Source organism: Caloranaerobacter azorensis DSM 13643, assembly GCF_900129995.1.
GTDB classification, from domain to species: Bacteria; Bacillota; Clostridia; order Tissierellales; family Thermohalobacteraceae; genus Caloranaerobacter; species Caloranaerobacter azorensis.
Genome location: NZ_FQXO01000032.1, coordinates 1 through 25854 on the forward strand (window position 1 = coordinate 1; position 25854 = coordinate 25854).

Here is a 25854-nt window from a genome sequence, read left to right on the forward strand (position 1 = left end):
ATCTAAAACCTACTTTTTTCTTTTCTCCACATGCTACGCATTCAAATTCAAGATATCCATTAGATAATAACCCACAATTAAGCATTTTTTCTACTTCCTTAAATACTACTTTTCTTATTTTATATCCATAAAGCTCAACAAAACCTTCCCAATGATCTTGAAATATCTTTTTGATGATTCTTTTACTCATACACCTCACCTTAACTTTTTACATTAATTTACTGGTAATAGTTTACTCAAACTCTAGACTCTTTTTATTTACTAGGCTACGCCTATATTATTTTATCAAAAAAATTTATACTTTCTTAGACAATAAAAAAAGGGTCCCGCTTTATGGGACTCATTTTTTATTACTTATTTACAATTTTTCGCCATTCCATGTCTCCTCTTTGCATCGATTTTATTAATAGCTCAGCAGTAGCTATATTAGTAGCTAAAGGAATTCCATGCACATCACATAATCTCATTAGTGCTAAAATATCTGGTTCATGAGGTTGAGCTGTTAATGGATCTCTGATGAATATAACCATATCTATTTCGTTATTTGCCACTAGAGCTCCTATCTGTTGATCTCCTCCTAGAGGCCCAGATAAAAATCTATGAATATCGAGCCCTGTAGCTTCATTTATAAGTTTTCCAGTTGTTCCTGTAGCATATAATTTGTGGTTTTTTAAAATATCTTTGTAAGCTAGTGCAAAATTAACTATTTGTTTTTTCTTTTTATCGTGTGCTATTAATGCTATTTTCATGTGTTCTTCCAACTCCTCTTTCTTGTCTATTTTTCTATTGCCTTTTCCTTCATCTTTATAATTGGTATATTAGCTACTAAAGCAGGTATAGGGGCATTATCACTTTCCCGCCTTGTACGTGTTAATTTAATATCTAATCCCTCTTCATCTATATCCATGTAATCTGATATCACTCTTATTATATCACCTTTTATCATTTCTAAAAAACGTGGAGACACATTAGCTCTATCATGAATAAGAACTAACTTTAATCTCTCCTTTGCAACCGTCTTGCTATTTACTTCATTTCTACCAAACAATTTAAATAAATCCAAAACAAAATCCCCCCTTACTACTATTTCCCAAATATCAGTTTTTTAAGCTTAGACAACATACTATCTTCTACTTCTAAATCCAATAATGGTACTTCTTCTCCTAATATTCTCCTCGATATATTTCTATATGCCTTGCCAGACAGAGCTTTTTCATCACCGACTACTGGTTCCCCTTTATTAGTAGATATAACAATTGCTTCATCATCAGGTACAACACCAAGCAATTCTATCGCTAAAATGTCTATCATATCGTCAATATTCATCATATCTCCTCTTTTTACCATATCCTGCCTAATTCTATTTATAATTAACTTGGGATTATGTAGTCCTTTAGCCTCTAAAAGACCTATTATCCTGTCTGCATCTCTTACAGCTGATATTTCTGGCGTTGTTACAACAATAGCTTTATCTGCTCCAGCAATTGCATTTTGAAAACCTTGTTCTATTCCTGCAGGACAATCTATTAAAACATAGTCAAACATCTCTTTTAAATCTTCACATAGTTCTTGCATCTGTTCAGGAGTTATTGCTGTTTTATCTTTTGTCTGTGCCGCTGGTAATAAATACAACCCATCATATCTTTTATCTTTTATTAATCCCTGTTTTAACCTACAAACTTTTTCCACAACATCAACAATATCATAAACTATTCTATTTTCAAGTCCCATAACAACATCTAAATTTCTTAATCCAATGTCTGCATCAACTACAACAACTTTTTTCCCATTCATCACAAGCCCTGCTCCCAAATTAGCTGTCGTTGTAGTCTTACCAACTCCTCCTTTACCTGAAGTTATTACTATCACTTCTCCCATTTTTCCAGCCTCCTATTAATTATTTTTTAGTTAAGTAAGGTTCTATTAACATTTTTCCATCTTTTATACTTGCTACTTCTGGCCACTTAGGTTTATCCTTTTCATCATCAGGACTACGTGCTATAACTTCAGCTATTCTAAGTTGAGTAGGTTGTAAGCTAAATGCTGCAACAATTGCATCTTTATTCCCATCATATCCAGCATGTGCAATACCTCTTAATACACCTAAAATAATAATATTGCCCTTTGCTTTAACTTCGGCACCAGCATTTACATCGCCTAATATAACTAAATTTCCATCATACTCTACATATTGCCCAGACCTTATTGTAGCCCTGATAAATTTAGTCTTGCCTTCTCTAATACCCTCAAAAAAACTTTCTGTATTCAAATTAGTTTCAGATATCTGATTATTTTTTTCTTCCAATTCGTGTTTTTCGTCAACACTAATACCATATTTATTCTGAATTAATATTATAAGTTCTCTCTTTTCCTCGGGCGAAAGTCTTTTCCCTTTAATGCATCTAACCTTTCCGCCTTGAAAAAAACCTTTTGCCTTTTCTAATTTTTCTTCTAACTGTCTTTTTATATTTTGAAAGTTGCCCTCTTTTATATAAATATAAATTCCTTCCTTCTTTCCTTTAAAAATTACTAAGTTTTCTTCCATGTCTAACGCCTCCGCAACAATGCTGTTAACTAAAAATATTCTTCAAAACTGTTACAAATCCTTCTTTTCTTGATAGAAAAAATAAATTAGTAAGGCAGAACTACCTTACTAATTTACTCTTATATTCAAATTTTTCTTCTACATTATTTAACCCTAAATACTGAGCAATAACTTCTTTAGCAACTGGTGCCGCATAACCACCATGTCCACCTTGAAATATTACTACGGCTACAGCTATTTCTGGATCGTCATAAGGTGCAAATCCTACAAACCATGCATAAGAATCATACTTTTCACCCGTTACAGGATTTATAGCTTCATTTTGTGCAGTACCCGTTTTCCCACCTACTTTTACAGGAAAATTCTTAAATACTTTTCTTGCAGTACCCTCAGTAGTTACTAATCCCATTCCTTTTTTAACTTCATCTAAATAGCTATAGTCTTTTATTTTAATCCTATATGCATCATCTTTATTACTATTATATTTTATCTCTTCCCCATCATAAGTCTCTATCTTATCGACAACACTTACCTTGTGTCTTATTCCTCCATTAACAAGTGTTGCTATATAATTAGCTATCTGAATTGGTGTATATGCATTATGCCCTTGTCCAATAGCAATATTTAAAGTATCTGCCTGTTTCCAAGAGGCTTGATTTAAATAACTATACTTTATGATATCTGCTATACTTATTCCCCTATCATTTGTTTTATATGGGTCTATGCCTAACTTTGATAAGCCCTCTATAACTTGATTCCTAGTAAGTGGCTTTTCTAACCCAACCCAGCCAACAATAGTATCTATTATATTCTGCAAATCTTTTTCTGAAATATCATCTTGCTTCACATATTTCTCTAAGTTATTATTCAGAAATCTTCTTAAACTCCTTTTAATAGAAATCATCTTTATTTGTGGATTTGGAACACCACCCGAAGTTTCATTCGGTATATTAATCTCTATTCCAGTTTTATCATTTAATCCAAATTCCTGTGCCAACCTTAAAATGTCATCAATTTCTACTTTAATCCCCAATTCTTTGCCTGTTCTTATATTTTTACCTAAAGTAACCGTATAAAAATAATAATTACAAGAATCTCTTATAGCCTCATATAAATTTTCAGGTCCGTGTGTACCCCTTCTATCATTCCATATCCAACATCCAAAAGTTTTGTTACCTAATTTCAAATATCCCATATCGACTATTTTAGTTTTAGGATTAATCCCAGCTTCTAATGCTGCTAAAGCTGTTATCATTTTAAAAATTGAACCTGGCTGTATAGCCGTTTGTATAGCTATATTATACAAAGGTCTAGGCGCAAGAGGATCTTCAGGATGTTTTGGCATTAAAGACTTCCAATCATCTTCAGTAATCCCTGTTGCAAATAAATTCGGATCATAAGCAGGATAACTTGATAATGCAAGAACTTCTCCCGTCTTTACATCTATTGCAACTACTGCACCTGATGTCGCATTTTTAAAACTCTCTCTGTAATTATAATTTCCCCATTTACTCTTAAACTCTCCGCCTTTTTGTATTTCCTCTAACGCTTGTTTTAATGCGCTTTCAGCCACCTGCTGCAATTTAGAATCAATAGTCAAATAAACATTATTCCCCGGAATAGCTTTTTCTTCTTTTATAACTTTTATAGTGTTTCCAAGGACATCCACTTCTACATATTTAGAGCCATCTTTTCCTTTTAAGTACTGCTCAAATTTTTCTTCAATACCCGTTTTCCCTATAATATCATCAGGAGAATACCCTAATTCTTTAATATATTTCTCTATCTCATAACTTTGTGATATCTTACCTAAATAACCTAATATATGCGCAGCCGTACTACCCATAGGATAATATCTAACAGGTTCAACAGAGACATAAACACCTGTTAAATCTAAATTGTTTTCCGATATTCTAGAAACTGTACTAGGCTTGACACCATAAGCAATATTAATAGGATGATACGCTCTATATCCTTGTTTTCTTAACTGTTCTATTATAAGCATTATATATCTCGCTTCATATTTACTTAATTTAGCATCTATCTTATACTTATCTCTTAATAAGTTAAATGCATCATTAGCACTACTATCTTCGGGTAACTTGTATTTTTTTAGCCAATTCATTTTATTTCTTATGGGAACATATTCAAAATCTTTAACCGATATTTTAGGATTTATTCCATTATTAAGAACTATTTCCTGGGCAAAATATTTTATATCTTTGTCCGTTATTAAATCATAAATAAGCCCCGTTCTTTTTCCAACTTCTATCAATGCTTTTATCGGTGATAATTCTTCATTAATCTCTTCTTTCTGGCAAAATATTTTCTTACTTTTTTCATCTGTATATTTAAATGAAACCTTCTTATTTTTTCTATCTATTTCAATATCAATAGGCAGATAAACTCCTTTATTTTTCAGATTATCTATTAAAATTTTAGCAGGGATTATCTCCTGGTGTTTATTTGACCTGCTATTTTCTTTAATAAATACTCTGCTAATCAAATTATCTATTGATGTCTCAAGTACAATATTAACAAAATCATCCTTAGCTGTTGAATTTATGGTGATTTTACCCAAATTATTAATTAAGTCTCTCTTTATCTTCTTATATTCTTCATCAAATTTAAACATATAATCATGTAGTTTAAAATTTTCTACTAAACCTTTGTTATCAAGATATGAAAATACCAATCTTCTTACAATAGGATTTTTTATCACTTTATTTAATATTTCTCTATTTTTTTCTACCAATAAAATGAAATCTACTTCAGGATTTCGCTTTGATGGTAATTTATTTTCCAACTTCCATTTCTGTATATCATGTTCTTTATCGTATTCAAATTTAACTTCTCTTGAATTACTGTCCACATTAATCATAATAGGAACTGTTACACCATTATTTTTTAAGACAGTTTTAATTTTATCTGCAACACTTACCGTAAATTTACCGTCATCACTATTGTGAATATAGTACAATTTTATAATGTCCTTAATCAATTTATTTTTTAATATAATTTCTACAATTTCTTTTTCTGGTTCTTCAAAGTTTTCTATATATTCACTATCATCTTTATAAGTTACTACATCTAATTTAATCGGGAACTCATCTAAGTAATCTTCTCCCTCTTCTTCTAAAATCTTAATCAGTTTTAATGCTACTTCGTTTCTATTTTTATCTATTTCATCCTTAACAATTTGAACAATAAAACTCGGTTTATTCCCTGCCAATAATCGACCATATCTATCTCTTATTTCTCCTCTCGCTGCTGTTATTGGTATCTGTTTAACTCTTTTATTATCTGATATTTCTCTATATTCATCCCCAAATATTATAGTGAGTGTCGATAATCTAAAAGTAACTAAAAAGAATACTATTACGAGAATAATTAACAATATATTATATCTGTTTTTTATTTTTTCCTTAAAAGTCAATGTTACCACCTTCTTGCCTTTCTATCTAAAATCTATAGAAGGTTTTCTTCTAATTTTACAACTAATTTATAAATAAGCACAGAAAGTAGACTATTATAAATTAGTTCAATAAAAATTATTTTTCTTAATAAATAAAGATAATCATAGTTAACCGACAAAAAATACATAAAAAAAGAATATGCTAAATGATAAAAAACAGTTGAAAGAGCTGTTAATACAAAAGGTATAAAAGAACTATCTTTATATATTTTATCATTTATTGAACCAATTAGATATCCTATAATAAAATATATAAATGCATTAATTCCAATTACATTAAAGAAAAGTATGTCTTGAATGAAACCAACAATCAAACCTATAAAAGAACCTACTTTCTTTCCTTTTAGCACAGAAATGCATACTAATATAATCAAAGTCGTATTTGGTAATATCCCAAATACTCTTAAATGCTGAAATATAGTAGTTTGCAATACAAAATTAAGAATTATCAATAATATCATATTAAAAGGCATCAGCTATCCCTCACTTATATTCCTTAACCCCTGTAATCACATAAACATAATCTAATTTCTTAAAATTAATAGCAGGTTCAACTAAAATCCGCTTTACTAAATCGTTACCCTTCTTTATTACTTTTTTTATTTTGCCTATATAAAGTCCTTCAACAAAAACTTCTCCTAACCCTGAAGTTATAAGCTTGTCTCCTTCTACAATATCAGCATTAGAATCAAATAAATACCCACTCATCTCTCCAGTTATACTTCCATTTAGAATCCCGCCGTCTTGAGTACGAATTACTTTAAAGCTGACTTTACTTCCTTCATCGACTATAGCTAAAACTTCAGACCAACTGTCTCCAACCTCAATTACTTTTCCAACTAATCCTTCTTCAATAATATCTTCATCTAACTTAACAGCTTTAATAATTATACTTCCTTCTTTGATGCCATCTCTACTCCCTTTATTAATTATAAATCTATCAAACCAGTTTCCAGGATCCTTACCTATAATTTTTGCCTTTATAAAATTATATTTTGATTTTTCAAGCATAATAGCTTCGTTCTTTAAATATTCAGCACGACTTATAATGTCCTCCATCTTTCTATTCTCTGCCTTTAACTTTAATATTTCCGCTTTCATTTTCTCATTTTCTGCTTTTAATTTAAATACATTAGTTACAGATTTTATTGCATTAGTAATTTTTTGATCAACTGTATAAAACAATCCTTGAACTGGCGTTACTATTTTCCCTGCTATATTTTCTATGGATGTAATACTCTGTCTATTTTTAGAAGTTAATCCTATTATAATAAGCAGAATGATAGCGACTAAAGCCACTATCATTCTACCTCTATACTTTTTCATTTTATGCACACTCCATCACCAACCATTATTACCTATTTGTTGTAATTAACACTCTCCTTAAAGTCTCTATTTCTTCAAGTGCTTTACCTGTTCCTAAAGCCACACAATCTAATGGATTTTCAGCAATGTGAACAGGCATTCCTGTCTCTTTCTTTATTAATCTATCTAGCCCATCAAGTAACGCTCCACCACCGGTAAGCATGATACCCTGCTCCATAATATCAGCTGCTAATTCAGGTGGAGTTTTTTCCAAAGTATATTTTATAGCTTCAATTATACTTGAAACTGGTTCTTTCATAGCAGTTAAAATCTCTGCTGCACATACCTCTATAGTTTTAGGTAGCCCTGTTACCAAGTCCCTACCTCTTATTTTCATTTTCTTATCCTGAGTTTTTGGACTTAAATCTGCTGAACCTATCTGTATTTTTACTTCTTCAGCAGTTCTCTCTCCAATCATTAAATTATATTCTTTCTTAATATAATAGATGATTGATTCATCTAATTCATCTCCACCAACTCTTATTGATTTACTCGTTACTATCCCACCAAGTGAAATAATAGCAACTTCAGTAGTTCCTCCACCAATATCTACAACCATACTACCTGTTGGTTCTTGTACAGGAAGACCTGCACCAATCGCTGCTGCCATAGGTTCCTCAATAAGATGAGCTTCTCTAGCACCAGCTTGTCTAGCAGCTTCCTCTACTGCTCTTTTCTCAACTTCTGTTACTCCAGATGGTACACATACTACCACCCTTGGCTGCACAAGAGAACGCCTAGGATATGCTTTTTTAATAAAATGCTTTAACATGCTTTGAGTAACATCAAAATCCGCTATAACACCATCTTTCATTGGTCTAATTGCAACTATATCACCAGGGGTTCTACCTATCATTCTTTTAGCTTCTTCACCAACAGCTAGAACTTGATTAGACTTTAATCTAATAGCTACAACTGAAGGTTCTCTAATAATTATTCCCTTTCCTTTAACATATACTAATGTATTGGCAGTTCCCAAATCTATTCCCATATCTCTTGAAAAGACATTTAAAACACCCATTTTTTTTGCTCCTCCCTATTCCATCTTATATTATGTTTTTCTCTTTTAAACTTACGTATTTCCCATCCCCAATAATTATATGATCTAGCAAATCTATTCCTAAAATTTTTCCCCCTTCGACAAGCCTTTTAGTAATGTTTATATCCTCTTTACTGGGCGCAGGATCCCCGCTAGGATGATTGTGCACTATAATTATTGAAGCACTACTCCTCTTTATCGCTTCCTTAAATACTTCTCTAGGATGTACTATTGAAGAATTCAAACTTCCAATAGAAGTATTTTCTATCGCGATTATATTATTCTTTGTATCTAACAAAATAGTTTTAAAATACTCTTTTTTTAAATATCTCATTTCTTCCATTAAAATATTAACTACATCTTGAGGACAAGTTACCTTTACTCTGCTTCCCATATTAAAAGAAGCCAATCTCTTACCAAGCTCTATAGCCGCAATAATTTGAGCCGCTTTACACTTTCCAATTCCATTAAGCTGAGTTAACTCTTCAAATGTCAATTCGGCTAAATATCTCAATCCACTTTTATCCATAGAAAGTATTCTTTGAGATAGCTCAACAGCGGTATACTTTCTATTCCCTGTCCTTATAATTATAGCTAATAATTCGGAATTTGATAATGCCTTTGGCCCAAATTTAAATAACTTTTCTCTTGGCCTCTCCTCTTCTGGTAAATCTTTTATAGTATAATTCTCCACTCCACCCATTCATATCAACCCATTTCTAAAATAATCTTACTTCAAAATATCTTTCTAAAATATCGTCTAATTTTGATATTGGTAATCCCACAACATTCCAATAAGAACCCTTTATCCATTCTACAAATATTGAACCATAACCTTGTATAGCATAAGCACCTGCTTTGTCTAAATATTCACCAGTTCTAATATATCTCTTTATTCGATCTGAAGTCAAGCCTTTAAACTTAACAATTGTTTCAGCATAGTCAATAATCTTGTTATATGTGCCAACTTCAATAATTGCAAAGCCTGTAATTACAGAATGAATTTTACCACTTAATTTAGATAGCATTTCAAAAGCTTCCTCTTCACTAGATGGTTTACCTAATATCTTATCTTCAAAAACAACAATAGTATCGGCCGCAATTACTATTTCACCATTTGTCATTTTTAAAGATACATCATTTGCTTTCTGAAATGCCAAAGACATAGCTGTCTGCTTTGGCTCATCAAAATCATTAATTATCTCTGGTATATCACTTTGTACAATATCAAAATTAATATTAAATTTAGATAATAATTCTTTTCTTCTAGGTGAACCTGAAGCTAATATTAACCTTTTTTGCATACCATCACCTACAATTTTTTATATATAAATACTGAAATTATTAAGCCAATTACACTTGCAACACTAACATCTATAGCTATACCAAAAGTTAAATCAATTACTTTTAAATCTAAATGCAATGGGGATTTTAATCCTATTGCATAATCATATGCTAATATAGGTATTTTATCACTTAATAAATCCCCAATTATTCCGCCAATTACAATTCCCGTAATCAGCAATAAAAATAAAATCCAGGGGTTCCTAGTTCTATATCTCATCATAATCCTCCTTAAAATCATAAATTAAATATTTTTTTTAAATGTTTAGTCGTATAAAGAGTGCTTAAACCTACAAAATATCCAGTAAATAAGCTAACTAAATTCATAACTGGTAAATATGAAAATATCTTGACATTCTCCATCATAATACTTGCAACACTTATTTGACCTATATTATGAAAAATAGCTCCTATGATACTTACCCCTATAACACTAAACATCTTTGATAAAAATCTATACACAAAATACATTGCGAGTAAACTCAATAAACTTCCAGTTAAACTATAAAACAAACTTGTAACACTTCCTGTTGCCAAACTAAATGTTATACTTCTCAATATTACTACTGTCAAAGCCTCTTTATATCCGAATATAATCAGAGTTGATAAAATTACAATATTGGCTAGACCTAATTTTGCTCCGGGTGCAATAAAAGGTAACGGGATAAAAGATTCGAGTATGCTTATTGCAAGTCCCAATGACACCAGCAATGATAAAAAAATAAGTTTTTTAATATTATTCACTTTACTCACTCTTTCTAGTAGCTTATACCATCTATTTCATCATCCGCTTCATTTTCTCCTACTATTTCAATAGTCAATTTATGTGGTAAACAAACTATAATCTCTCCAGGTTTCGATATCCAGCCCTGTTTAACATCTAATTTATCAGGACAATCTGCATCTATTACTCTAACCTTACCATCACCTATTTCAATCTTGTTATAACCATATTGAGTTCTTATATCAATAGTCTTTCCAATCATATTTTTATCAAAAGTAATCTTTTTAATAACTTTTCCATCCACTGCTATCTTTATATATTTATAATCTGACTTACCTATATCACTTCTAACTATACTAAAACCTATTATGCTTGACAATATTATGAAAAAAATAAGATACTTGTCCCATTTTGTCATAAAAAACACCTTTCAAAATCTGTGAAATGTAAATGTATACAGAACATACATATTATCACAATTTTAGTTTACCACTTATACTACCTAAATACAAGTAACAATTTTTTCATTAATATATCTATATATCTAAAAAATAACCCCTGCTACAAAACAGGGGTTATTTTTATTTGAGCTCGATTGCACCTTTAGGACATTTCTGAACACATAAACCGCAGCCTACACACTTATCTTCTAATATTCTATGCTTTTCTTTTAATTCTCCTTCTATAGCATCTACCGGACATTGTTTCTTACAAATTGTGCACCCTACACACTTTTCTTCATCAATATAAGCCTTTTTTCTTTTTTCAAAATTAGCTGTTATAGCATTAGTCGGACATTTTTCTGCACAAATCATACAATTAGTACATTTATCATAGTTAATTTTTGCTAAGTTGTTTTCAAATTCTATTGCATCAAATGGACAAGATTTTACACAAATTTTACAACCAATACATCCAACAGTACATTTTGATTTAACTTCCTTCCCAAACTCCTTACTATTGCAATCTACAAAAACTTCTTGTTCATATGGCACCATTACTATTACAGATTTCGGACATACTTCTATACACTTGCCACATGCAGTACATTTCTCTGGATTTATCTTTGCTATTCCATCAATAATCTCTATTGCATCAAATTGACATGCTTCGACACAAGTTCCTAATCCTAAACAGCCATATTGGCAAGATTTACTTCCTCCAGCCACCATAGCAGCTGCTTTACAGTCTTTAATTCCTAAATATTCATATTTCTCTATGGCATTACATGAAGTACCCTGACATATAACTCTGGCTACTTTCTTCTCTCCCGCTTCGGCAACTACTCCCATAATTTCTCCTATCTTTTCAGCCGTTGCAGCTCCTCCAACTGGACATCCATTTACAGGAGCTTTGCCGCTAGCTACTGCATTTGCAAAACCATCACACCCCGGGAATCCACATGCACCACAATTTGCACCTGGTAATGCCTCTCTTATTGCCTCGACCTTCGGATCAACCTCTACAGCAAACACCTTTGAAGCAATTGCTAATCCAATACCAAATAATAGTCCTAAACCTCCCAAACTCAATACTGAATATATAATACTAGTAGACACTACTATCACCTCCTATACAAGACCAGTAAAGCCTAAAAATGCTATTGACATTAGACCTGCTGTTATTAAAGCGATTGGAAACCCCTTTAAAGATTCAGGTACATCAGCTAATGCTAATCTCTCTCTAATACCTGCAAAAAGTACTATCGCTAAAGAAAAACCTATAGATGCACCTAATGAATGAACAATAGTTTCTATTAGATTATAATCCTCTTGAATATTAATTATTGCCAACCCCAATACCGCACAGTTTGTAGTAATAAGTGGTAAATATACCCCTAAAGCCTGATATAATGTCGGACTCATCTTCTGAATAAACATTTCAACCAACTGAACCAGTGAGGCAATTATTAAAATAAAAGCAAGAGTTTGTAAAAATTCTATTTCTAATCTCACTAGTATAGTATGATATACAATATAAGTTATAATAGATGACAAGGTCATTACAAATGTTACAGCCATACCCATTCCAAAAGCGGTTTCTACCTGTTTAGATACTCCAAGAAATGGACAAATACCTAAAAATCTTGACAGTACAAAGTTATTTACTAACATTGCACTTATTAATATTACAAATAATCCTCCTATACTCATCTATAACCCTCCTCTACACTCTAGTAGTCTTTCTTGACTTTATCCAATTAAATAATCCTATTAAAATACCCAATGCTAAGAAAGCTCCAGGAGGTAATATCATTATTATAGCCGGTTTGAAAGCTTCACCAAATATCTGAACCCCAAATATACTTCCTGCTCCAAGCAATTCCCTTACAATTCCTAAAAGGGTAAGAGCCCATGTAAATCCTAATCCCATACCAATTCCGTCTACTATCGAATCAATAGGATTATTCTTTGAAGCAAAAGACTCCGCTCTGCCCAATATTAAACAGTTAACAACAATCAAAGGTATAAACAATCCTAAAGATCTATATAAATCAATTGCATATGCATGCATAAATATATCTATAAGAGTAACAAAACCAGCTACTATTACTATATAAGAAGGTATCCTAATTTTACTTGGTATAAATTTTCTCAATAAAGATATAACAAAGTTTGAACTTATTAATACCGTAGTTGTAGCCAAGCCCATTGCCATAGCATCAGAGGCTGTTGTTGTTACAGCCAATGTTGGACACATACCTAAAAGCTGCACAAATGTTGGATTTTCTTTTAATAAACCATTTTTTAAATTATCTATAAATTTCATCTCTACACCTCCAAGCCCGAAAGTACTATTTTGCAAGATTATTAATAAATATTTCTCTAGCTAAGTTGACACCTTTAGTAACAGCTTTTGACGTTATTGTCGCACCAGTAAGCGCCTGTATCTCATTTTCACTACTTGGACTTCCCTTAACTACTTCTAACTCTTTTGAAACACTTTTATCTTTAAATTGATTCTGAAATTTAGGTTGGGTCGCATTAGCTCCAAGACCTGGAGTTTCTTTATGACTTACTACTTTTATACCTGTTATTTTATTTTCTAATGAAATTCCAGTTATAACTTCGACATCTCCTCCATACCCAGGAGTAGCTGTTTTTATAGTATATCCTACCAGATCCCCATTTTCAGAATATCCACTGTAAATCTCTTTTATATTAGGATTTTCATTAATTATTTTATTCAAAATTTCTTTATCTAAAGATTTAAAACTTTCAGCTAAAGGTAGTACTTCTTTTCTTGCTACTTCACTCGCTTGATTTTCTACATTCACAATAACATCTTTAGTCATATCATTGGCATAACCTAACACTAAAGCCGTTATAGAAGTTATCAATAATAATATTAAACCTAATTTTAAAATATCACCCATTTTGCTTCACCTCACCAAATACTCTTGGGCTAGTATATTTATCCAAAAGAGGTGCCACTATATTCATAAGAAGTATTGAATATGAAACTCCTTCAGGATATCCACCGTAAAGTCTTATTACTGATGTTATAACGCCACAACCTATACCAAAAATAATTTGCCCTTTTGGAGTTACAGGAGATGATGCATAATCGGTAGCCATAAAAAATGCTCCTAGCATAAGTCCTCCTGCAAATATATGGTACACCATATTATTGAATCCTCCATCAAAAATTAGCATCATAACTGCAACTGTACCTATATAAGTAAAAGGAATACGCCAATTAATAACACCTCTATAAAGTAAATATAAACCACCTAATATTAGAAGTATTGCAGATGTTTCTCCTAAACATCCCCCTACATTTCCGAAAAATACATCTTTTAAAGATGGTAAAACCTGATTAGCCGCTTCACCTTTTAAGATAGCTAAAGGTGTCGCAGTACTTACTGCTTCTGGGCCTGGAGTTACCCAATTAGTCATAATTACAGGCCAAGATGCTAAAAGCATAGCTCTTGCTGCTAAAGCTGGGTTCATAAAATTATGTCCTAATCCGCCAAAAGCCTGTTTTACTATAGCAATTGCAAAAGCCGAACCTATCACCGGTATCCACCAAGGAGCCGACGAAGGTATGTTAAAAGCTAATAATAAACCTGTTACAACTGCACTTAAATCATTTACAGTTATAGGTTTTTTCAATAACTTTTGAATTAAAGCCTCTGTTGCTACTGCAGTTAATACCGCTAATACAATCAATTTTAGCGCATTAAATCTAAAATAATATATACTAGCTAGAGTTGCTGGTAATAATGCTATTATTACATCCAACATAATTCTACTAATTGTTTCATCTGATCTAATATGTGGAGAAGATGAAACTATTAATTTATTATCCACTATTCTCCCTCCAATCACTTACCTTTTTTTCTTCTAGAAATTAATTCTCTTTTAGCTACTCTTATTGACTGTAACAAAGGTCTTTTCGATGGACAAATGAAAGAACATGAACCGCATTCAATACAATCTAATGCATGATACTTTTCAGCTTCATCATACATATTTTTTAGTGCAAACTGACTTATAAATAGTGGCTGTAAATTAACAGGACAAATATCAACACATTTACCACACCTAATGCATTGTTTAGGTTCTGGTATCCTAGCCTCTTTTTCATTTAATACAAGTATTCCTGATGTTCCTTTAATAACAGGTACTTCATCTGTAAACTGGGCAATACCCATCATAGGTCCACCCATAATTATTTTACCAGGCTTTCCTTTATAGCCACCACATTGTTCAATTACTTCTTTAAATAAAGTCCCTATTTTAACAATTAAATTCTTAGGTTCTCTTACAGCACTACCTGCTATTGTAACTATCCTCTGTATAAGTGGCATACCCGTTTGAATCGCATCTGCTATAGCTGCTGCAGTACCCACATTATTAACTACAACACCTACATCCATTGGTAGACCACCAGCCGGCACTTCTCTACCTGTTACAGCATTAATTAATCGTTTTTCATCTCCTTGCGGATATTTAGTAATTAAAGTTGCTATTTCAATGTTTGGCTCATCTTTAACAGCTTTCTCCATTGCTTCTATCGCATCTGGCTTATTGTTCTCAATTCCAATAAATCCCTTATTTACACCAACGGCTTTCATAATAGCCTTTAGACCAAAAACTACTTTTTCAGGAGTTTCGACCATTAATCTATGGTCAGAAGTTAAGTAAGGCTCACACTCTGCGCCGTTTAATATTATAGTATCAATCTTTTTATCTGGAGGTGGTGATAATTTCACATGAGTAGGAAATCCTGCCCCTCCAAGTCCTGTAATACCCGCTTCTTTAATGATATCCAAAATTTCTTCTTTAGTAAGAGAATCTAAATCCCCTTTTGGTTTAACGTTTTCATCCACTTCATCACTGCCATCTGATTCTATCACTACAGATAACACTTGTGTACCTATCGGACTTGTATAAGGCACAATTTTTTTTACTATTCCTGCAATACTAGAGTGAATTGGTGCTGAAACAAACGCTTTCGGTTCTCCTATCTTCTGTCCAATTTTAACCCTATCTCCAACTTTCACAATTGGCTCACAAGGTGCACCTATATGTTGTGATAATGGAATAATGACCATTTGTGGCTCTTTAGCTTTTTGTAATGAAATTTTTTCAGTATACTCTTTAAAGTGTGGTGGATGAACACCACCTTTAAAGGTAAGATTTTTTAATTTCATACATCTCACCTCTTATTTATAATTTTAATAATTTTTTAACAAATCTTGTATACAAAATACTTGGGCGGGTAAAAATTAACACAAATATAGGACCCTCCCCTCTTACGGGTCCGTTTTCAACTTAATTATAACACCTTTTTCCCAAGTTGTACAGAAAATAGATCGTTTATTTATTAACATAGCTACTGAACATTTCTATTGACTGTTTCTATAAAGATTTTTTACATTTTCATTAATATAATCCTTTATCCATAGCATTATATCAGCTTCATTTATCGAAACATTTCCTAGTATTTTTTTTATTTCTCTAGTATCAAATACAAAACAGTTCCCATTATAACTATGTCTATAAACAATTTCTACGTTTTCGTTTGCATTTATTAATGAAATTATAGTTTGTCCAATATCTCCTATTGGCGCTCTGTCTATATGACTATGCTTAAAAATAGATATTACTCTTGTTCCTTTCCCTATTTCAGAAGATATTTTGAAATCCCCTTCACATCTTAAAGCAGCTGCTTTCATTAAAGGTATTCCCAATCCTACTTTTCTGGTTGTTCTAGATGTTACAAAAGGATTCTCTACTTTTCTTAATAAATCTTCGGCCATCCCTATCCCATTATCCTCTAACTCTATAATTAATAAATCTTTTTCAGTATCTTCAAAAATATTAATATTTATTTTAGTTGCTTTAGCTCTCAATGAATTTTCAGCTAAATCTAAAATATGAAGTGAAAGTTCCTTCATTTTAATTCCTCCGACTTCTGTTAAGATGTCCTATTAAAGAGTTTACATCCTTTTTTTCGATATCCAAAAACTCAATTGGCTCATTAATATCACCAAGATAATGTGCATCGGAATTCTTAATTAAATTATATCTTTCTAATGACACTAAATTTTTAATTGACTGTAAAGGATAGTTTTTTGAAACTTCAACTGTCTTTATATTTAGTTCATCTGGTATAAATCCTAAATTCATAAGTATACTATAAGATTTTTTATCTACATGTGCTGGTACAAACACTCCATTTAGTCTATTAACTAAATCATTAATTTCTTTAATTGTATACTTAGTACTGTTTAAGAGAAATTTTTCAATTTCTCCTATTATATTGTCATTTTCATCCATTAATAATTGGTTACCAAAAAACTTTTTGTTATTTTTTATATCTGGTAATCCTTTATAAATAAAATCTTGAAATTTCAAACCATCTTCAATATTCCTAAAATAACATAACACATGAACTTCCTCTTTCGTAGTTACTTCTATGCCAGGTATAACTAATATATTTCTTTTTTTAGCTACTTTCATAACTGCTTCCACATTTCCCATAGTATTATGATCCGTTACCGAAATTATATCTAGCCCTTTGACATACGCCATATTGACAATATTGTTTGGTGTCATATCATCATCTCCACACGGAGATAAAACCGAATGTATATGTAAATCATAACTAAATTTCATACTAAACACCCAATTCATATAACCTACATGCTAATTCATATGCACTAAGTTTTGATCTTAAAATCGGTATTTTAACTTCATTGGCTTTTTTTATAGTTTCATCTTCGACTTCCATACCCTCTGCAATCAAAATAGCAGATAAACCTACTAAAGTAGCTACAGCAATTATATTTAAATGCGTTTGAATAGTAATCCATAAATTATTTTCACTAGCATTAGCCATTACTAAACTCAATAAATCTCCTATATAAACTCCTTTTACTTCTTTCTCAATATCCCTTTCGGTTAAAACTTCAAGACCTAATTCTTTAACTATTTTATCTAATCTCATAAAATTATCCTCCTTAGACTAATCTCTAAATATACAATCTTCTATCTTACCATATCCTCTTACTATATCTTCTGCTAAAGCTCTACAAGAAGGTGCTCCACATGAACCACAATCGAGTCCAGGTAGTAGATTTGTTAATTTTTTTATCTTTTCTATCTTTCTTATTGCCTCGACTATATTTTCGTCAAGTTTCATAGTCCCCTTAGATTGGATTTCTTCAGTCCAACATGCAAATCCTGAATTATATAATTCCATAGCATATTCTTTTGAAACTTTTATCTCGTCATTATGCTTTTCTGACAATCTTCTAATTCGACTTTTAGCTATGAATGGATTTTCTACACATAAAGGTCCTCCCACACAGCCTCCAACACAAGCTAATCCTTCAAAGTATTCGATATTATTCAACTTACCTAATTCAATCTCTTCTAATACTTTTATAACATTATCTATTCCGTCAACTACAATATAACTATCAACTCCAATAGATTTGCTCTGTCCTCCAGCTCTAGCCCAATTTATTCCATAAGCAGAAGCCATTACAAAATCTTCAGTCTTTCCAGCAGTATTTGAATTTTTCACTATATCCCCATATATCTGCTTTATAGAAATAGCTCCATCAACATTTGAATTTTTTATACCTATTGGAGTTTTAATACTTGTAACTTTAGCAGGACATTGCGTTATATAAAATATACCTATTTCTTCAGACTTTAAATTATACTTTTCCATAGCATTTTTTCTTGCCAGTCTAGCTGCTAATTCCATAGGCGATTCGATTCTTATTATGTTATCAATTAATGATGGGAAACTGATTTGTATCAATCTCAATACGGCTGGACACAAAGATGAAATAAGTGGTTTTGGTTGTTTGTTATTTTTTAAACTTTCTCTGATAATCAGGGTTATAATATCTGCTGCATATCCTTCATCTACTACCTCATCAAAGCCTAGCATTTTAATTCCTTCAAAAACTTTATTCATATCTTTATCTAAACTAAATTGTCCATATAAAGTCATCGGAGAAATAGCTATCTTATATTTATATTTCTTTAATTTATCTAGAGTATCTAACTGTGTCTGTTGAGCATGATATGGACATACCCTTATACATTCACCACAATCTATGCATCTGTCCTTTATAATTATAGCTTTTTTATTTCTCACTCTTATCGCTTCTGTTGGACACCTTCTCATGCAATTTGTGCAACCATTACATTTATCTTTATCAAGCACAACCGAATGAAAGTACTCTACCATAAAAATCACCTACTAGATTTTATTTATATAAATTCTCATATAAACTTCTGTTTTTTCATTAGGAATAGACTCTATATTAAATTCATCAGAACACCTTTTCATATTTGGTAATCCCATTCCAGCACCAAATCCTAATTCCCGAATATGATTTGGTGCTGTCGAATAGCCCTCTTTCATAGCCAGTTCAATATCTTTAATACCTGGTCCTTTATCTATCGCATAAATATCAACATATTGTTCTGTTATTATGACTTTAATCATACCACCATAGGAATGTATCACTATGTTCATCTCTGCCTCATAAGTTGCTATAGCTACTTTTCTAACTATTTTTGCTTCTATTCCAAGTTGCTTTAAAATCTTCTTTATATTACTTGAGGCTTCACCGGCTCTTGTAAAATCATTTTGTAAAATTTCATATTCAAGCTTTATAAAATTTTTCTCATTCATTTACTTTATTACTCCCTCAACTGAAATACCTTTCAAGCCTTTTTCATATAGCTTCCCACATGCTGTATATAACGTGTAATCGGTAAGTAGAATAGTGATATTATGTAATTTTGCCATTTCAATAATTTCTTTACTTGGTTTTTTCCCCCTTACAAATACGATTGCATGCAAATCTATCATTTCGGCAGTTCTAATGACTTGTGGATTTGTTAATCCTGTAAGCAAAACTGAACCATCATCTATAAAAGCCAAAACATCGCTCATTAAATCCGAACCGAAAGCAGAGAGAACTTCTCTATCTAAATATTCCTCACCAGTTAATACTTTGGCATTCAATATTTCTTTTATCTCTTTTAATTTCACAATACCACTCCTATTATAGCTATTTAAAAATCTTTATAAAATCGAACAACATTTTATAATACTTATCATAACTATCTTGTATATTTTCTTTATTCCCTGTTAAATTTTGCAGAATCTGTTTTCTTTCTTTAACCTGAATTTTAATGTCGTCCAAAAGTCCACTAAAACTAGAATCTTCTATATTCTCATCTATGCCATTCAATAGCTTATCTATTTGCTCATTATTTTTTCTTATTACTTTAGTTATCTCTTGCAAATCTTTTTGTATAAGAACATAGTACCATAAAGAAGTTTCTTCATCAAATGACTTCTTGAACGTTTTAATAATTTCATTTATCACATCAGCAGTTTTCTGTTCAGTACTATTATATTTTATTACAAAATCATCAACAACTATTTTATTTACGAATGCATCTTTATATAACTTCCTAATGTTCGTTAAAACTTTATCACACATTTTTCTATTAAGATAAGTTCCATAAAATACTTTATAATTGCCTATCTTAACAATATAACCATTTGCCCCCTTGTCTCTTAATTCTTTTCTTAATTTCTTGGCATTCTCGATATTGCTAAAGCTACCTAGTTGAACATTATATAAGTCAAATCCTTCAATCGTTAATTCTAATTCTCTTGAATCATCAATCTCTTGCTTATCTCTCTTATCTTTGTCTTTAATAATGATGTTCTCATTATTCTTATCTTTATTTGAACTACTTTCAATCTTACTTATAGGCTTATTATCATTAATATCTTCAAAATGAGGCAATATAAATTTTTGAACAATAAAAACTCCTATGACTATTGATATGATTGGTGCTACAACAAAAAATATAAATATTGTTAACAGTTTGTCCTTCCTATTTCCCCTTTTTCTCATAAAATCCTTCAACCTCCTGCTTCCCAATGACTACATACTTGCTACATACCTACTAATCTTATTTCTTCCTTGTTTTTTAGCTCCTATATACATAGCTCTGTCTGCGTAAGCTAAAAGTTCAGCTCCTGAATCTGCTTCGTCTGGAAATTCAGCTAAACCACCACTTATTGTTATCTTTATTTCATCTCCTTCTGAACTATAAAATTTAGTATTTTCAACTGCTTTTCTTATCCTCTCTGCTATATCATAAGCATGCTGCTGATCAGTTTTTGGTAATATTACTGTAAACTCCTCTCCTCCATATCTAAATACTTTATCATTTGCCCTTACATTGTTTTTTATAATATTAGCTATTTCACTAAGTATTTTATCTCCTGTTTGGTGCCCGTAAGTATCATTGATTTTCTTGAAATGATCAATATCAAAAATTATAAGACTAGTTTTATTACATTTAATACAATCTCTAAAAGTACAAGTCGCACATGCATCTGTTAATGAATCTAGAGCATTAAAGAAATGTCGCTGGTTATACAGTCCTGTTAATTCATCTTTTATGGCATTATTATACACTTCTTTATACAGTCTTGCATTTTCTATGGCTACTACAATCTGATTCGCCAAATTGTCTAATATATATAATTGTTCTTTAGAAAACCTACCTCTATATTTACTACTGATTAATACACATCCAATTATTTCATTATCTAAAACCAAAGGTTCATATATTAATGAAACCAAATCTTCCGGCACTTTTGTAGGATCATCTATATATCTGCTCTTTTTAACATCTTCAAGTACAAAACTTTCTTTTAAAGTTAATATTTTTTCAAAATGTTTAGTTAAATAATTATCAATTATTCTGCTATCAAAATTTATATATTCATCCGCAATAAAATCTAAAGTCCTAACGGTACAGCTATTTTTATCAAATTCAATTAAAGCACAATAATCACAATTCACTAATTGTTTTATCCCAATTAAAATGTTAGATATAGTCTCGCTCAAATCGAGTTTAGAAACTATAGATACAGAAACTTGATGAGATAGACTCAATCCTTTATTAATAAATATTAAATTCCTCACCAGTCTAAAAAGCAAATTAAAAGTTACAATTAATAAAAGAAATACAACTAAACCAATAAAACTATATTGATGATAAGAATATGACATCAATATAGATAATGGGATAACTATAAAATTAGTATAAAAATCCCATTTAAAAGCTTCAAAAAATTTTGTTGATAATTCATCATTAAATACAATAATATTTTGCATTATTAATATTATCCAATTAAATATAAAAATAGCTAGTCCGAAGATAATACAATTTATAATATCATTAATATTGGATATAGTAATTATTTGTCTGCCAATAATTTTAATCAAATAATGCGATAATGTAAACATAATGAAAAGCATACCTATACTAAAATACATCCTTATAGTCTGTTTATGATAATAAATATAATTTGATGTCATAAATACTATAAAAATTAGCCACAAAGTAGGTACAAGTCCGCTAATAAAATAATAGCCAAGCATTACTGCAGAGCTTAAAGTTACAGTAAAATCATCAATTTTTATACTTATTCTTTCTAGTAAAATACCTGTTATACTCAATATTGCAAACAATACAATGTTGAAGGAAATACATTCTCTATTAACAATAGTTACTAATAAAAGTAATCCGAAACCGATTGTCCCAATAAGGAACTCATAATAATCTTTTAATTTACTTAACATGATAAAAACCCCTTACCCCTATAATTTTATAGATAATATTCAATAAATGTTTTATTTTTCCTTCAAAAGTTTGTCAATATTTATAAATATAAATTTTATATTTATAATTTATAATTCTATCAATTAACTTTCCTTGTGTCAAAATTATAATGATATCTATAATTACAAAGTCCTTACATATATATGACAATTTATCAGCATTTATCAAAATTTAAAAATCTCTTTCACCCATTTTAAAGTTTAATCATATTATATAGTGACCAAGAAAATATGAATAAATAAGGAGGTTATATATATGTCTGACGGAAAAGGTCTTCTAGGCGGATTATTCGGTTGTGATGGCGGTAGCGAATTGTTATTCTTCTTCCTATTGCTAGTTGTAATATTCTGCAATTGCTATGGAGGATTTGGTTGTAACAGATAATATTACAAAAATATTTTAGTATCTAACTTAAATATATCTAAAATATTAAAAATTGTAAATGCCAATATAGGAGGGATATATATGGCTGATACTCAATGCGGATGCGGCTGCAATGACAGCTTATTGTTCTTCTTCTTACTACTAGTTATACTATTCTGCTATTGCTATTAAGAATAATTCCAAACACAAAGGGTCCAATAAAATGGGCCCTTCTTTTATGTCCATTACAATATTAATTCTAGAACGTATCTAAAAAAAGTTTGACAACATATAATAAAGCTGTTATATTATACATAGATATCCGATGCATATTACTACTAGGTATAGGAGGTTAATATGAATAAGGAATTATTAAAAGGAAGTACAGAAACACTAATTTTATCATTATTATCCAGAAAGCCAATGTATGGATATGGCTTAATAAAAGAGCTTGAAATTATGTCAAATGGAATATTTAAATTAAAAGAAGGAACATTGTATCCTATACTTCATTCTTTAGAAAATAAAAAATTAGTTGAATCATATTGGGAAGAAAGAGAAGGCCAGAGAAAAAGAAAATATTACAGGATAACCGATAACGGAAAAAAAGAACTAGCAGATAAAAAGAAAGAATGGCAGATTTTTAGTAATACAATAGATAAAGTACTAGGAGAAGATATTGATGGATAATGATAAAATAAAAAACTATGTAAAAGAAGTATGTAAATATATAAAAGAAGATGATGTTATCGAAGATATAAAAAATGAACTTAATGATCATATTCTTACAATGACTGAAGACTACATTAAAGCAGGATATAGCGAAGATGAATCTGTAGATAAGGCAATAAAACAAATGGGAGATGCTAAAATCATAGGTAGGGAATTAAATAAAGCTCATTGTAAGAAAAAAGACTATTTCGCATTACTTTCATTTTTTATGACATTAATGCTAAACGGCCTTTTTATTTATCACCTATTATATAATAATAGTAATTCGATTTTCTTTTGGATATCTACAATATTGATAGTTATTTCAATGAGTATGATGTGTTATTCAATCGTAAATGGCTATTTAAAAACTAAAGATAAAGATAACATAATATATTGCATTAGAAAGGTAAAAGGGATTTCGTCCTTTCAAACTATATTCAGATGGTTCTTTGGTTTTTACATAAGTATTTCTCTTTTTGCTATCGTCGCAGATTTTATTTCTGGTAAATTTGACTTAATAAATATAATCGTTCTACTCCAATTTTCTATTATCTATATGAATATCGAGTATTCATATAGAAGGCCTGTTTTGATATATGAAGATGGAATATCCGATGTAAAATGGGAAGATATTAAATCATATACATGGATTAAATCTCACAGAAAAAAAGGAATTGTTTATGAACTGAAGTTAGATTTAAAAAAGCCAGGTAAAACATTACTATTTAAAGTCAATGAAGAACAAATAAAAGATATAACTAAAATCCTAAATGAAAAAGGAATAAAATAAGCCCCTGCTTTTTTTAGCGCTTTTTCTATATCTTTATGCTCTGAACCTCCCTCTTTCTATAGCTATGCGAAATCATTGTTAATATAATCACTCCACTAAATAACATAATTTCAATAAATAATGGTTAAATTAATAATATAATCTTCAACTTTGCATATAATGAATTTTTATTAACTTTTATGGGGATGATTTATCGTCGCACGGAATACTCAAAATTCTATCTAATAAGGGAGGTGATAACATGGTCTATAAGCTGATTGTAAAAACTCTATTCTTGAAAGGAGGTTAATTATATGTTACCTCTTTCATTTCAACAATTTATTTCTGGAGTTTTGCTAAATTGTCTTGCAATATGTCTAGTAAAATACATCGATTTCATTATACAATCCATACTCGAAAATAAAAGGCTCACCCAACTATTAATCACAATTAATGTACTAATGCTAATTGCTGCAATTCTACTTATCGCAAATACAAATATTCTCTAACTAACACCCTCTTAATCATCCCCATATTTTATTTATCCTAATTTAATTTTTTCAATTTCTTTTCAAACTTTTCTCTCGCTATCCTTTCTAGTTCTTCAGCTTTTGCTTATCCCATTCTTCTTCAGGTTTAAAACGTGGAAAAATTTTTTTCAAAAAACCTAAAACAAAAAATAGCAAAAGAACATTGATAATGCCTAATGTTTTAGTTAAAGTATTAAAAGAACATAAAAAAAGCAATTAGAATTGAAATTACAATTAGATGAAGAATACTTTTTAGCAGAATGTTCAAAAACTTTTTAGAAATAAAGTTGCATCTAGTGTTTTAGGTCAGAGTAATATTTCTACAACAATAGATTTATATTCTCATGTTTTAACTAATATGAAAAAAGAGGTTGCTGATAAAATATCTGATGTAATTTATAAGAGAAAAAACAAATTAAATAATTTATTTTAATGTTCGCAAAATGTTTGCAATTTAAAAATATGTTAGCAAAATATTTAATCGAGTAGGAGGTAGATGATTAATTCATCTACCGACCTCTCACACCACCGTACGTACCGTTCGGTATACGGCGGTTCATTAGGTTAAGTTCAACTTACTTGAACTCTGGCTTTCGCTATTGATGATGCCGAAGGTATACTACACGCTTCCTTCCTATCTTGGACTTCCAGTCCTACTTCAGTCGGAGAGCCTTCATATGAAGTTTTCTGTGGTCTTTGCATACCTCTCGAATCTTTCAATGCTACTTACCTCCCTAATGTTCGGTCCTTCCCTATCTATCCTAGGTTTTGATAGGTACTATGACCTCTGCT

At 30.6% G+C, this 25854-nt stretch carries 32 protein-coding genes; 3 read left to right on the forward strand and 29 right to left on the reverse strand.

Translation table 11 applies throughout. The features are described 5' to 3' along the window. The 28 genes from BUB51_RS06560 to BUB51_RS06695 form a co-directional block, all read right to left on the reverse strand. The coding region (locus BUB51_RS06560; RefSeq protein ID WP_200791901.1) for a transposase zinc-binding domain-containing protein at positions 1–190 on the reverse strand (190 nt) is incomplete at its 3' end. Between the two features lie 160 nt (positions 191–350). Further along, complete coding sequence (gene mgsA, locus BUB51_RS06565) at positions 351–749, reverse strand: methylglyoxal synthase (RefSeq protein ID WP_073196428.1); 399 nt, start codon at positions 747–749, stop codon at positions 351–353. A gap of 26 nt (positions 750–775) precedes the next feature. Beyond that, on the reverse strand, positions 776–1063 hold the full coding sequence (gene minE / locus BUB51_RS06570; protein ID WP_035161892.1) for a cell division topological specificity factor MinE: 288 nt from the start codon (positions 1061–1063) through the stop codon (positions 776–778). Positions 1064–1083: 20 nt separating this feature from the next. Further along, a complete protein-coding gene (gene minD, locus BUB51_RS06575; protein ID WP_073196430.1) occupies positions 1084–1878 on the reverse strand; it encodes a septum site-determining protein MinD in 795 nt (264 codons plus the stop codon). 19 nt (positions 1879–1897) lie between these two features. After that, the gene (gene minC, locus BUB51_RS06580; protein ID WP_073196432.1) at positions 1898–2545 is read right to left on the reverse strand and encodes a septum site-determining protein MinC; all 648 of its coding nucleotides are present in this window, start codon (positions 2543–2545) and stop codon (positions 1898–1900) included. 100 nt (positions 2546–2645) lie between these two features. Beyond that, positions 2646–5981 carry a penicillin-binding transpeptidase domain-containing protein gene (locus tag BUB51_RS06585; RefSeq protein ID WP_073196434.1) on the reverse strand — a complete coding sequence of 1112 codons (3336 nt, stop codon included), beginning with the start codon at positions 5979–5981 and terminating at the stop codon, positions 2646–2648. Positions 5982–6013: 32 nt separating this feature from the next. Then, positions 6014–6493 carry a rod shape-determining protein MreD gene (gene mreD, locus BUB51_RS06590; protein ID WP_073196436.1) on the reverse strand — a complete coding sequence of 160 codons (480 nt, stop codon included), beginning with the start codon at positions 6491–6493 and terminating at the stop codon, positions 6014–6016. Positions 6494–6503: 10 nt separating this feature from the next. Continuing rightward, entirely contained in the window at positions 6504–7346 is an 843-nt protein-coding gene (mreC, locus tag BUB51_RS06595; protein ID WP_073196438.1) for a rod shape-determining protein MreC, read from the reverse strand. Positions 7347–7374: 28 nt separating this feature from the next. Further along, entirely contained in the window at positions 7375–8406 is a 1032-nt protein-coding gene (locus BUB51_RS06600; RefSeq protein ID WP_073196440.1) for a rod shape-determining protein, read from the reverse strand. Between the two features lie 25 nt (positions 8407–8431). Continuing rightward, positions 8432–9127 carry a RadC family protein gene (radC, locus tag BUB51_RS06605; RefSeq protein ID WP_035161903.1) on the reverse strand — a complete coding sequence of 232 codons (696 nt, stop codon included), beginning with the start codon at positions 9125–9127 and terminating at the stop codon, positions 8432–8434. Between the two features lie 16 nt (positions 9128–9143). Then, positions 9144–9728 carry a nucleoside triphosphate pyrophosphatase gene (locus BUB51_RS06610; RefSeq protein WP_073196442.1) on the reverse strand — a complete coding sequence of 195 codons (585 nt, stop codon included), beginning with the start codon at positions 9726–9728 and terminating at the stop codon, positions 9144–9146. Between the two features lie 8 nt (positions 9729–9736). Further along, positions 9737–9988 carry a DUF4321 domain-containing protein gene (locus BUB51_RS06615; protein WP_052045116.1) on the reverse strand — a complete coding sequence of 84 codons (252 nt, stop codon included), beginning with the start codon at positions 9986–9988 and terminating at the stop codon, positions 9737–9739. Positions 9989–10005: 17 nt separating this feature from the next. Next, positions 10006–10512 (reverse strand): Gx transporter family protein, encoded by a 507-nt coding sequence (locus BUB51_RS06620; RefSeq protein ID WP_073196443.1) that lies wholly within the window; start codon positions 10510–10512, stop codon positions 10006–10008. A 14-nt stretch (positions 10513–10526) separates the two neighbouring features. Next, positions 10527–10910 (reverse strand): NusG domain II-containing protein, encoded by a 384-nt coding sequence (locus tag BUB51_RS06625; RefSeq protein WP_073196445.1) that lies wholly within the window; start codon positions 10908–10910, stop codon positions 10527–10529. A gap of 163 nt (positions 10911–11073) precedes the next feature. After that, positions 11074–12051: an RnfABCDGE type electron transport complex subunit B gene (gene rnfB, locus BUB51_RS06630; protein ID WP_073196447.1), complete on the reverse strand. Its 978-nt coding sequence runs from the start codon at positions 12049–12051 to the stop codon at positions 11074–11076. Between the two features lie 12 nt (positions 12052–12063). Continuing rightward, entirely contained in the window at positions 12064–12645 is a 582-nt protein-coding gene (gene rsxA / locus BUB51_RS06635; protein ID WP_073196457.1) for an electron transport complex subunit RsxA, read from the reverse strand. A gap of 13 nt (positions 12646–12658) precedes the next feature. After that, the gene (gene rsxE / locus BUB51_RS06640) at positions 12659–13261 is read right to left on the reverse strand and encodes an electron transport complex subunit RsxE (RefSeq protein WP_073196459.1); all 603 of its coding nucleotides are present in this window, start codon (positions 13259–13261) and stop codon (positions 12659–12661) included. A 25-nt stretch (positions 13262–13286) separates the two neighbouring features. Beyond that, the gene (locus tag BUB51_RS06645) at positions 13287–13868 is read right to left on the reverse strand and encodes an RnfABCDGE type electron transport complex subunit G (protein ID WP_073196461.1); all 582 of its coding nucleotides are present in this window, start codon (positions 13866–13868) and stop codon (positions 13287–13289) included. After that, positions 13861–14808, reverse strand: a complete 948-nt coding sequence (locus BUB51_RS06650; RefSeq protein ID WP_423230311.1) for an RnfABCDGE type electron transport complex subunit D — start codon at positions 14806–14808, stop codon at positions 13861–13863. The genes BUB51_RS06645 and BUB51_RS06650 overlap by 8 nt, the downstream gene beginning before the upstream one ends. A gap of 11 nt (positions 14809–14819) precedes the next feature. Continuing rightward, complete coding sequence (rsxC, locus tag BUB51_RS06655) at positions 14820–16151, reverse strand: electron transport complex subunit RsxC (RefSeq protein ID WP_073196465.1); 1332 nt, start codon at positions 16149–16151, stop codon at positions 14820–14822. A gap of 195 nt (positions 16152–16346) precedes the next feature. Beyond that, positions 16347–16898: an ATP-binding protein gene (locus tag BUB51_RS06660; RefSeq protein ID WP_035161924.1), complete on the reverse strand. Its 552-nt coding sequence runs from the start codon at positions 16896–16898 to the stop codon at positions 16347–16349. A 1-nt stretch (position 16899) separates the two neighbouring features. Beyond that, the gene (locus BUB51_RS06665) at positions 16900–17619 is read right to left on the reverse strand and encodes a PHP domain-containing protein (protein WP_073196467.1); all 720 of its coding nucleotides are present in this window, start codon (positions 17617–17619) and stop codon (positions 16900–16902) included. Position 17620: 1 nt separating this feature from the next. Further along, positions 17621–17950, reverse strand: a complete 330-nt coding sequence (locus BUB51_RS12885; protein WP_035161930.1) for a DRTGG domain-containing protein — start codon at positions 17948–17950, stop codon at positions 17621–17623. A gap of 18 nt (positions 17951–17968) precedes the next feature. After that, positions 17969–19210, reverse strand: coding sequence for a [Fe-Fe] hydrogenase large subunit C-terminal domain-containing protein (locus tag BUB51_RS06675; protein ID WP_073196469.1), 1242 nt, complete (start codon positions 19208–19210; stop codon positions 17969–17971). Between the two features lie 12 nt (positions 19211–19222). After that, positions 19223–19660 (reverse strand): ATP-binding protein, encoded by a 438-nt coding sequence (locus tag BUB51_RS06680; RefSeq protein WP_035161931.1) that lies wholly within the window; start codon positions 19658–19660, stop codon positions 19223–19225. Next, complete coding sequence (locus BUB51_RS06685; RefSeq protein ID WP_073196471.1) at positions 19661–20023, reverse strand: DRTGG domain-containing protein; 363 nt, start codon at positions 20021–20023, stop codon at positions 19661–19663. It abuts the gene before it with no gap. A 19-nt stretch (positions 20024–20042) separates the two neighbouring features. Then, positions 20043–20903, reverse strand: a complete 861-nt coding sequence (locus BUB51_RS06690) for an SPOR domain-containing protein (protein WP_073196473.1) — start codon at positions 20901–20903, stop codon at positions 20043–20045. Between the two features lie 30 nt (positions 20904–20933). After that, positions 20934–22646 (reverse strand): sensor domain-containing diguanylate cyclase, encoded by a 1713-nt coding sequence (locus BUB51_RS06695; RefSeq protein ID WP_073196474.1) that lies wholly within the window; start codon positions 22644–22646, stop codon positions 20934–20936. Positions 22647–22941: 295 nt separating this feature from the next. Here BUB51_RS06695 and BUB51_RS13585 point away from each other — a divergent pair, with 295 nt between their 5' ends. From BUB51_RS13585 to BUB51_RS06705, 3 genes are all read left to right on the forward strand, one after another. Further along, on the forward strand, positions 22942–23070 hold the full coding sequence (locus BUB51_RS13585) for a hypothetical protein (RefSeq protein ID WP_276716844.1): 129 nt from the start codon (positions 22942–22944) through the stop codon (positions 23068–23070). Between the two features lie 336 nt (positions 23071–23406). Beyond that, positions 23407–23739 carry a PadR family transcriptional regulator gene (locus tag BUB51_RS06700; protein ID WP_073196476.1) on the forward strand — a complete coding sequence of 111 codons (333 nt, stop codon included), beginning with the start codon at positions 23407–23409 and terminating at the stop codon, positions 23737–23739. Next, on the forward strand, positions 23732–24553 hold the full coding sequence (locus BUB51_RS06705; protein WP_073196478.1) for a permease prefix domain 1-containing protein: 822 nt from the start codon (positions 23732–23734) through the stop codon (positions 24551–24553). The genes BUB51_RS06700 and BUB51_RS06705 overlap by 8 nt, the downstream gene beginning before the upstream one ends. A 1079-nt stretch (positions 24554–25632) precedes the next feature. On the opposite strand, the gene BUB51_RS13080 is transcribed toward BUB51_RS06705, so the two are convergent. Further along, a complete protein-coding gene (locus BUB51_RS13080; protein WP_159430396.1) occupies positions 25633–25782 on the reverse strand; it encodes a hypothetical protein in 150 nt (49 codons plus the stop codon). Between the last annotated feature and the right edge of the window lie 72 nt (positions 25783–25854).

Bases quoted from the DNA above. Each gene is read 5' to 3' on its own strand.
- BUB51_RS06695 (WP_073196474.1), bottom strand. From the start codon at position 22,646: ATGTTAAGTAAATTAAAAGATTATTATGAGTTCCTTATTGGGACAATC.
- mreD (WP_073196436.1), bottom strand. From the start codon at position 6,493: ATGCCTTTTAATATGATATTATTGATAATTCTTAATTTTGTATTGCAA.
- BUB51_RS06625 (WP_073196445.1), bottom strand. From the start codon at position 10,910: ATGACAAAATGGGACAAGTATCTTATTTTTTTCATAATATTGTCAAGC.
- mgsA (WP_073196428.1), bottom strand. From the start codon at position 749: ATGAAAATAGCATTAATAGCACACGATAAAAAGAAAAAACAAATAGTT.
- minC (WP_073196432.1), bottom strand. From the start codon at position 2,545: ATGGAAGAAAACTTAGTAATTTTTAAAGGAAAGAAGGAAGGAATTTAT.
- BUB51_RS13585 (WP_276716844.1), top strand. From the start codon at position 22,942: ATGTCTGACGGAAAAGGTCTTCTAGGCGGATTATTCGGTTGTGATGGC.
- BUB51_RS06665 (WP_073196467.1), bottom strand. From the start codon at position 17,619: ATGAAATTTAGTTATGATTTACATATACATTCGGTTTTATCTCCGTGT.
- radC (WP_035161903.1), bottom strand. From the start codon at position 9,127: ATGGGTGGAGTGGAGAATTATACTATAAAAGATTTACCAGAAGAGGAG.
- BUB51_RS06600 (WP_073196440.1), bottom strand. From the start codon at position 8,406: ATGGGTGTTTTAAATGTCTTTTCAAGAGATATGGGAATAGATTTGGGA.
- rsxA (WP_073196457.1), bottom strand. From the start codon at position 12,645: ATGAGTATAGGAGGATTATTTGTAATATTAATAAGTGCAATGTTAGTA.
- minD (WP_073196430.1), bottom strand. From the start codon at position 1,878: ATGGGAGAAGTGATAGTAATAACTTCAGGTAAAGGAGGAGTTGGTAAG.
- BUB51_RS06610 (WP_073196442.1), bottom strand. From the start codon at position 9,728: ATGCAAAAAAGGTTAATATTAGCTTCAGGTTCACCTAGAAGAAAAGAA.
- mreC (WP_073196438.1), bottom strand. From the start codon at position 7,346: ATGAAAAAGTATAGAGGTAGAATGATAGTGGCTTTAGTCGCTATCATT.
- BUB51_RS06700 (WP_073196476.1), top strand. From the start codon at position 23,407: ATGAATAAGGAATTATTAAAAGGAAGTACAGAAACACTAATTTTATCA.
- BUB51_RS06675 (WP_073196469.1), bottom strand. From the start codon at position 19,210: ATGGTAGAGTACTTTCATTCGGTTGTGCTTGATAAAGATAAATGTAAT.
- rsxC (WP_073196465.1), bottom strand. From the start codon at position 16,151: ATGAAATTAAAAAATCTTACCTTTAAAGGTGGTGTTCATCCACCACAC.
- BUB51_RS06645 (WP_073196461.1), bottom strand. From the start codon at position 13,868: ATGGGTGATATTTTAAAATTAGGTTTAATATTATTATTGATAACTTCT.
- BUB51_RS12885 (WP_035161930.1), bottom strand. From the start codon at position 17,950: ATGAGATTAGATAAAATAGTTAAAGAATTAGGTCTTGAAGTTTTAACC.
- BUB51_RS06660 (WP_035161924.1), bottom strand. From the start codon at position 16,898: ATGAAGGAACTTTCACTTCATATTTTAGATTTAGCTGAAAATTCATTG.
- BUB51_RS06690 (WP_073196473.1), bottom strand. From the start codon at position 20,903: ATGAGAAAAAGGGGAAATAGGAAGGACAAACTGTTAACAATATTTATA.
- BUB51_RS06615 (WP_052045116.1), bottom strand. From the start codon at position 9,988: ATGAGATATAGAACTAGGAACCCCTGGATTTTATTTTTATTGCTGATT.
- BUB51_RS06705 (WP_073196478.1), top strand. From the start codon at position 23,732: ATGGATAATGATAAAATAAAAAACTATGTAAAAGAAGTATGTAAATAT.
- rsxE (WP_073196459.1), bottom strand. From the start codon at position 13,261: ATGAAATTTATAGATAATTTAAAAAATGGTTTATTAAAAGAAAATCCA.
- BUB51_RS06680 (WP_035161931.1), bottom strand. From the start codon at position 19,660: ATGAATGAGAAAAATTTTATAAAGCTTGAATATGAAATTTTACAAAAT.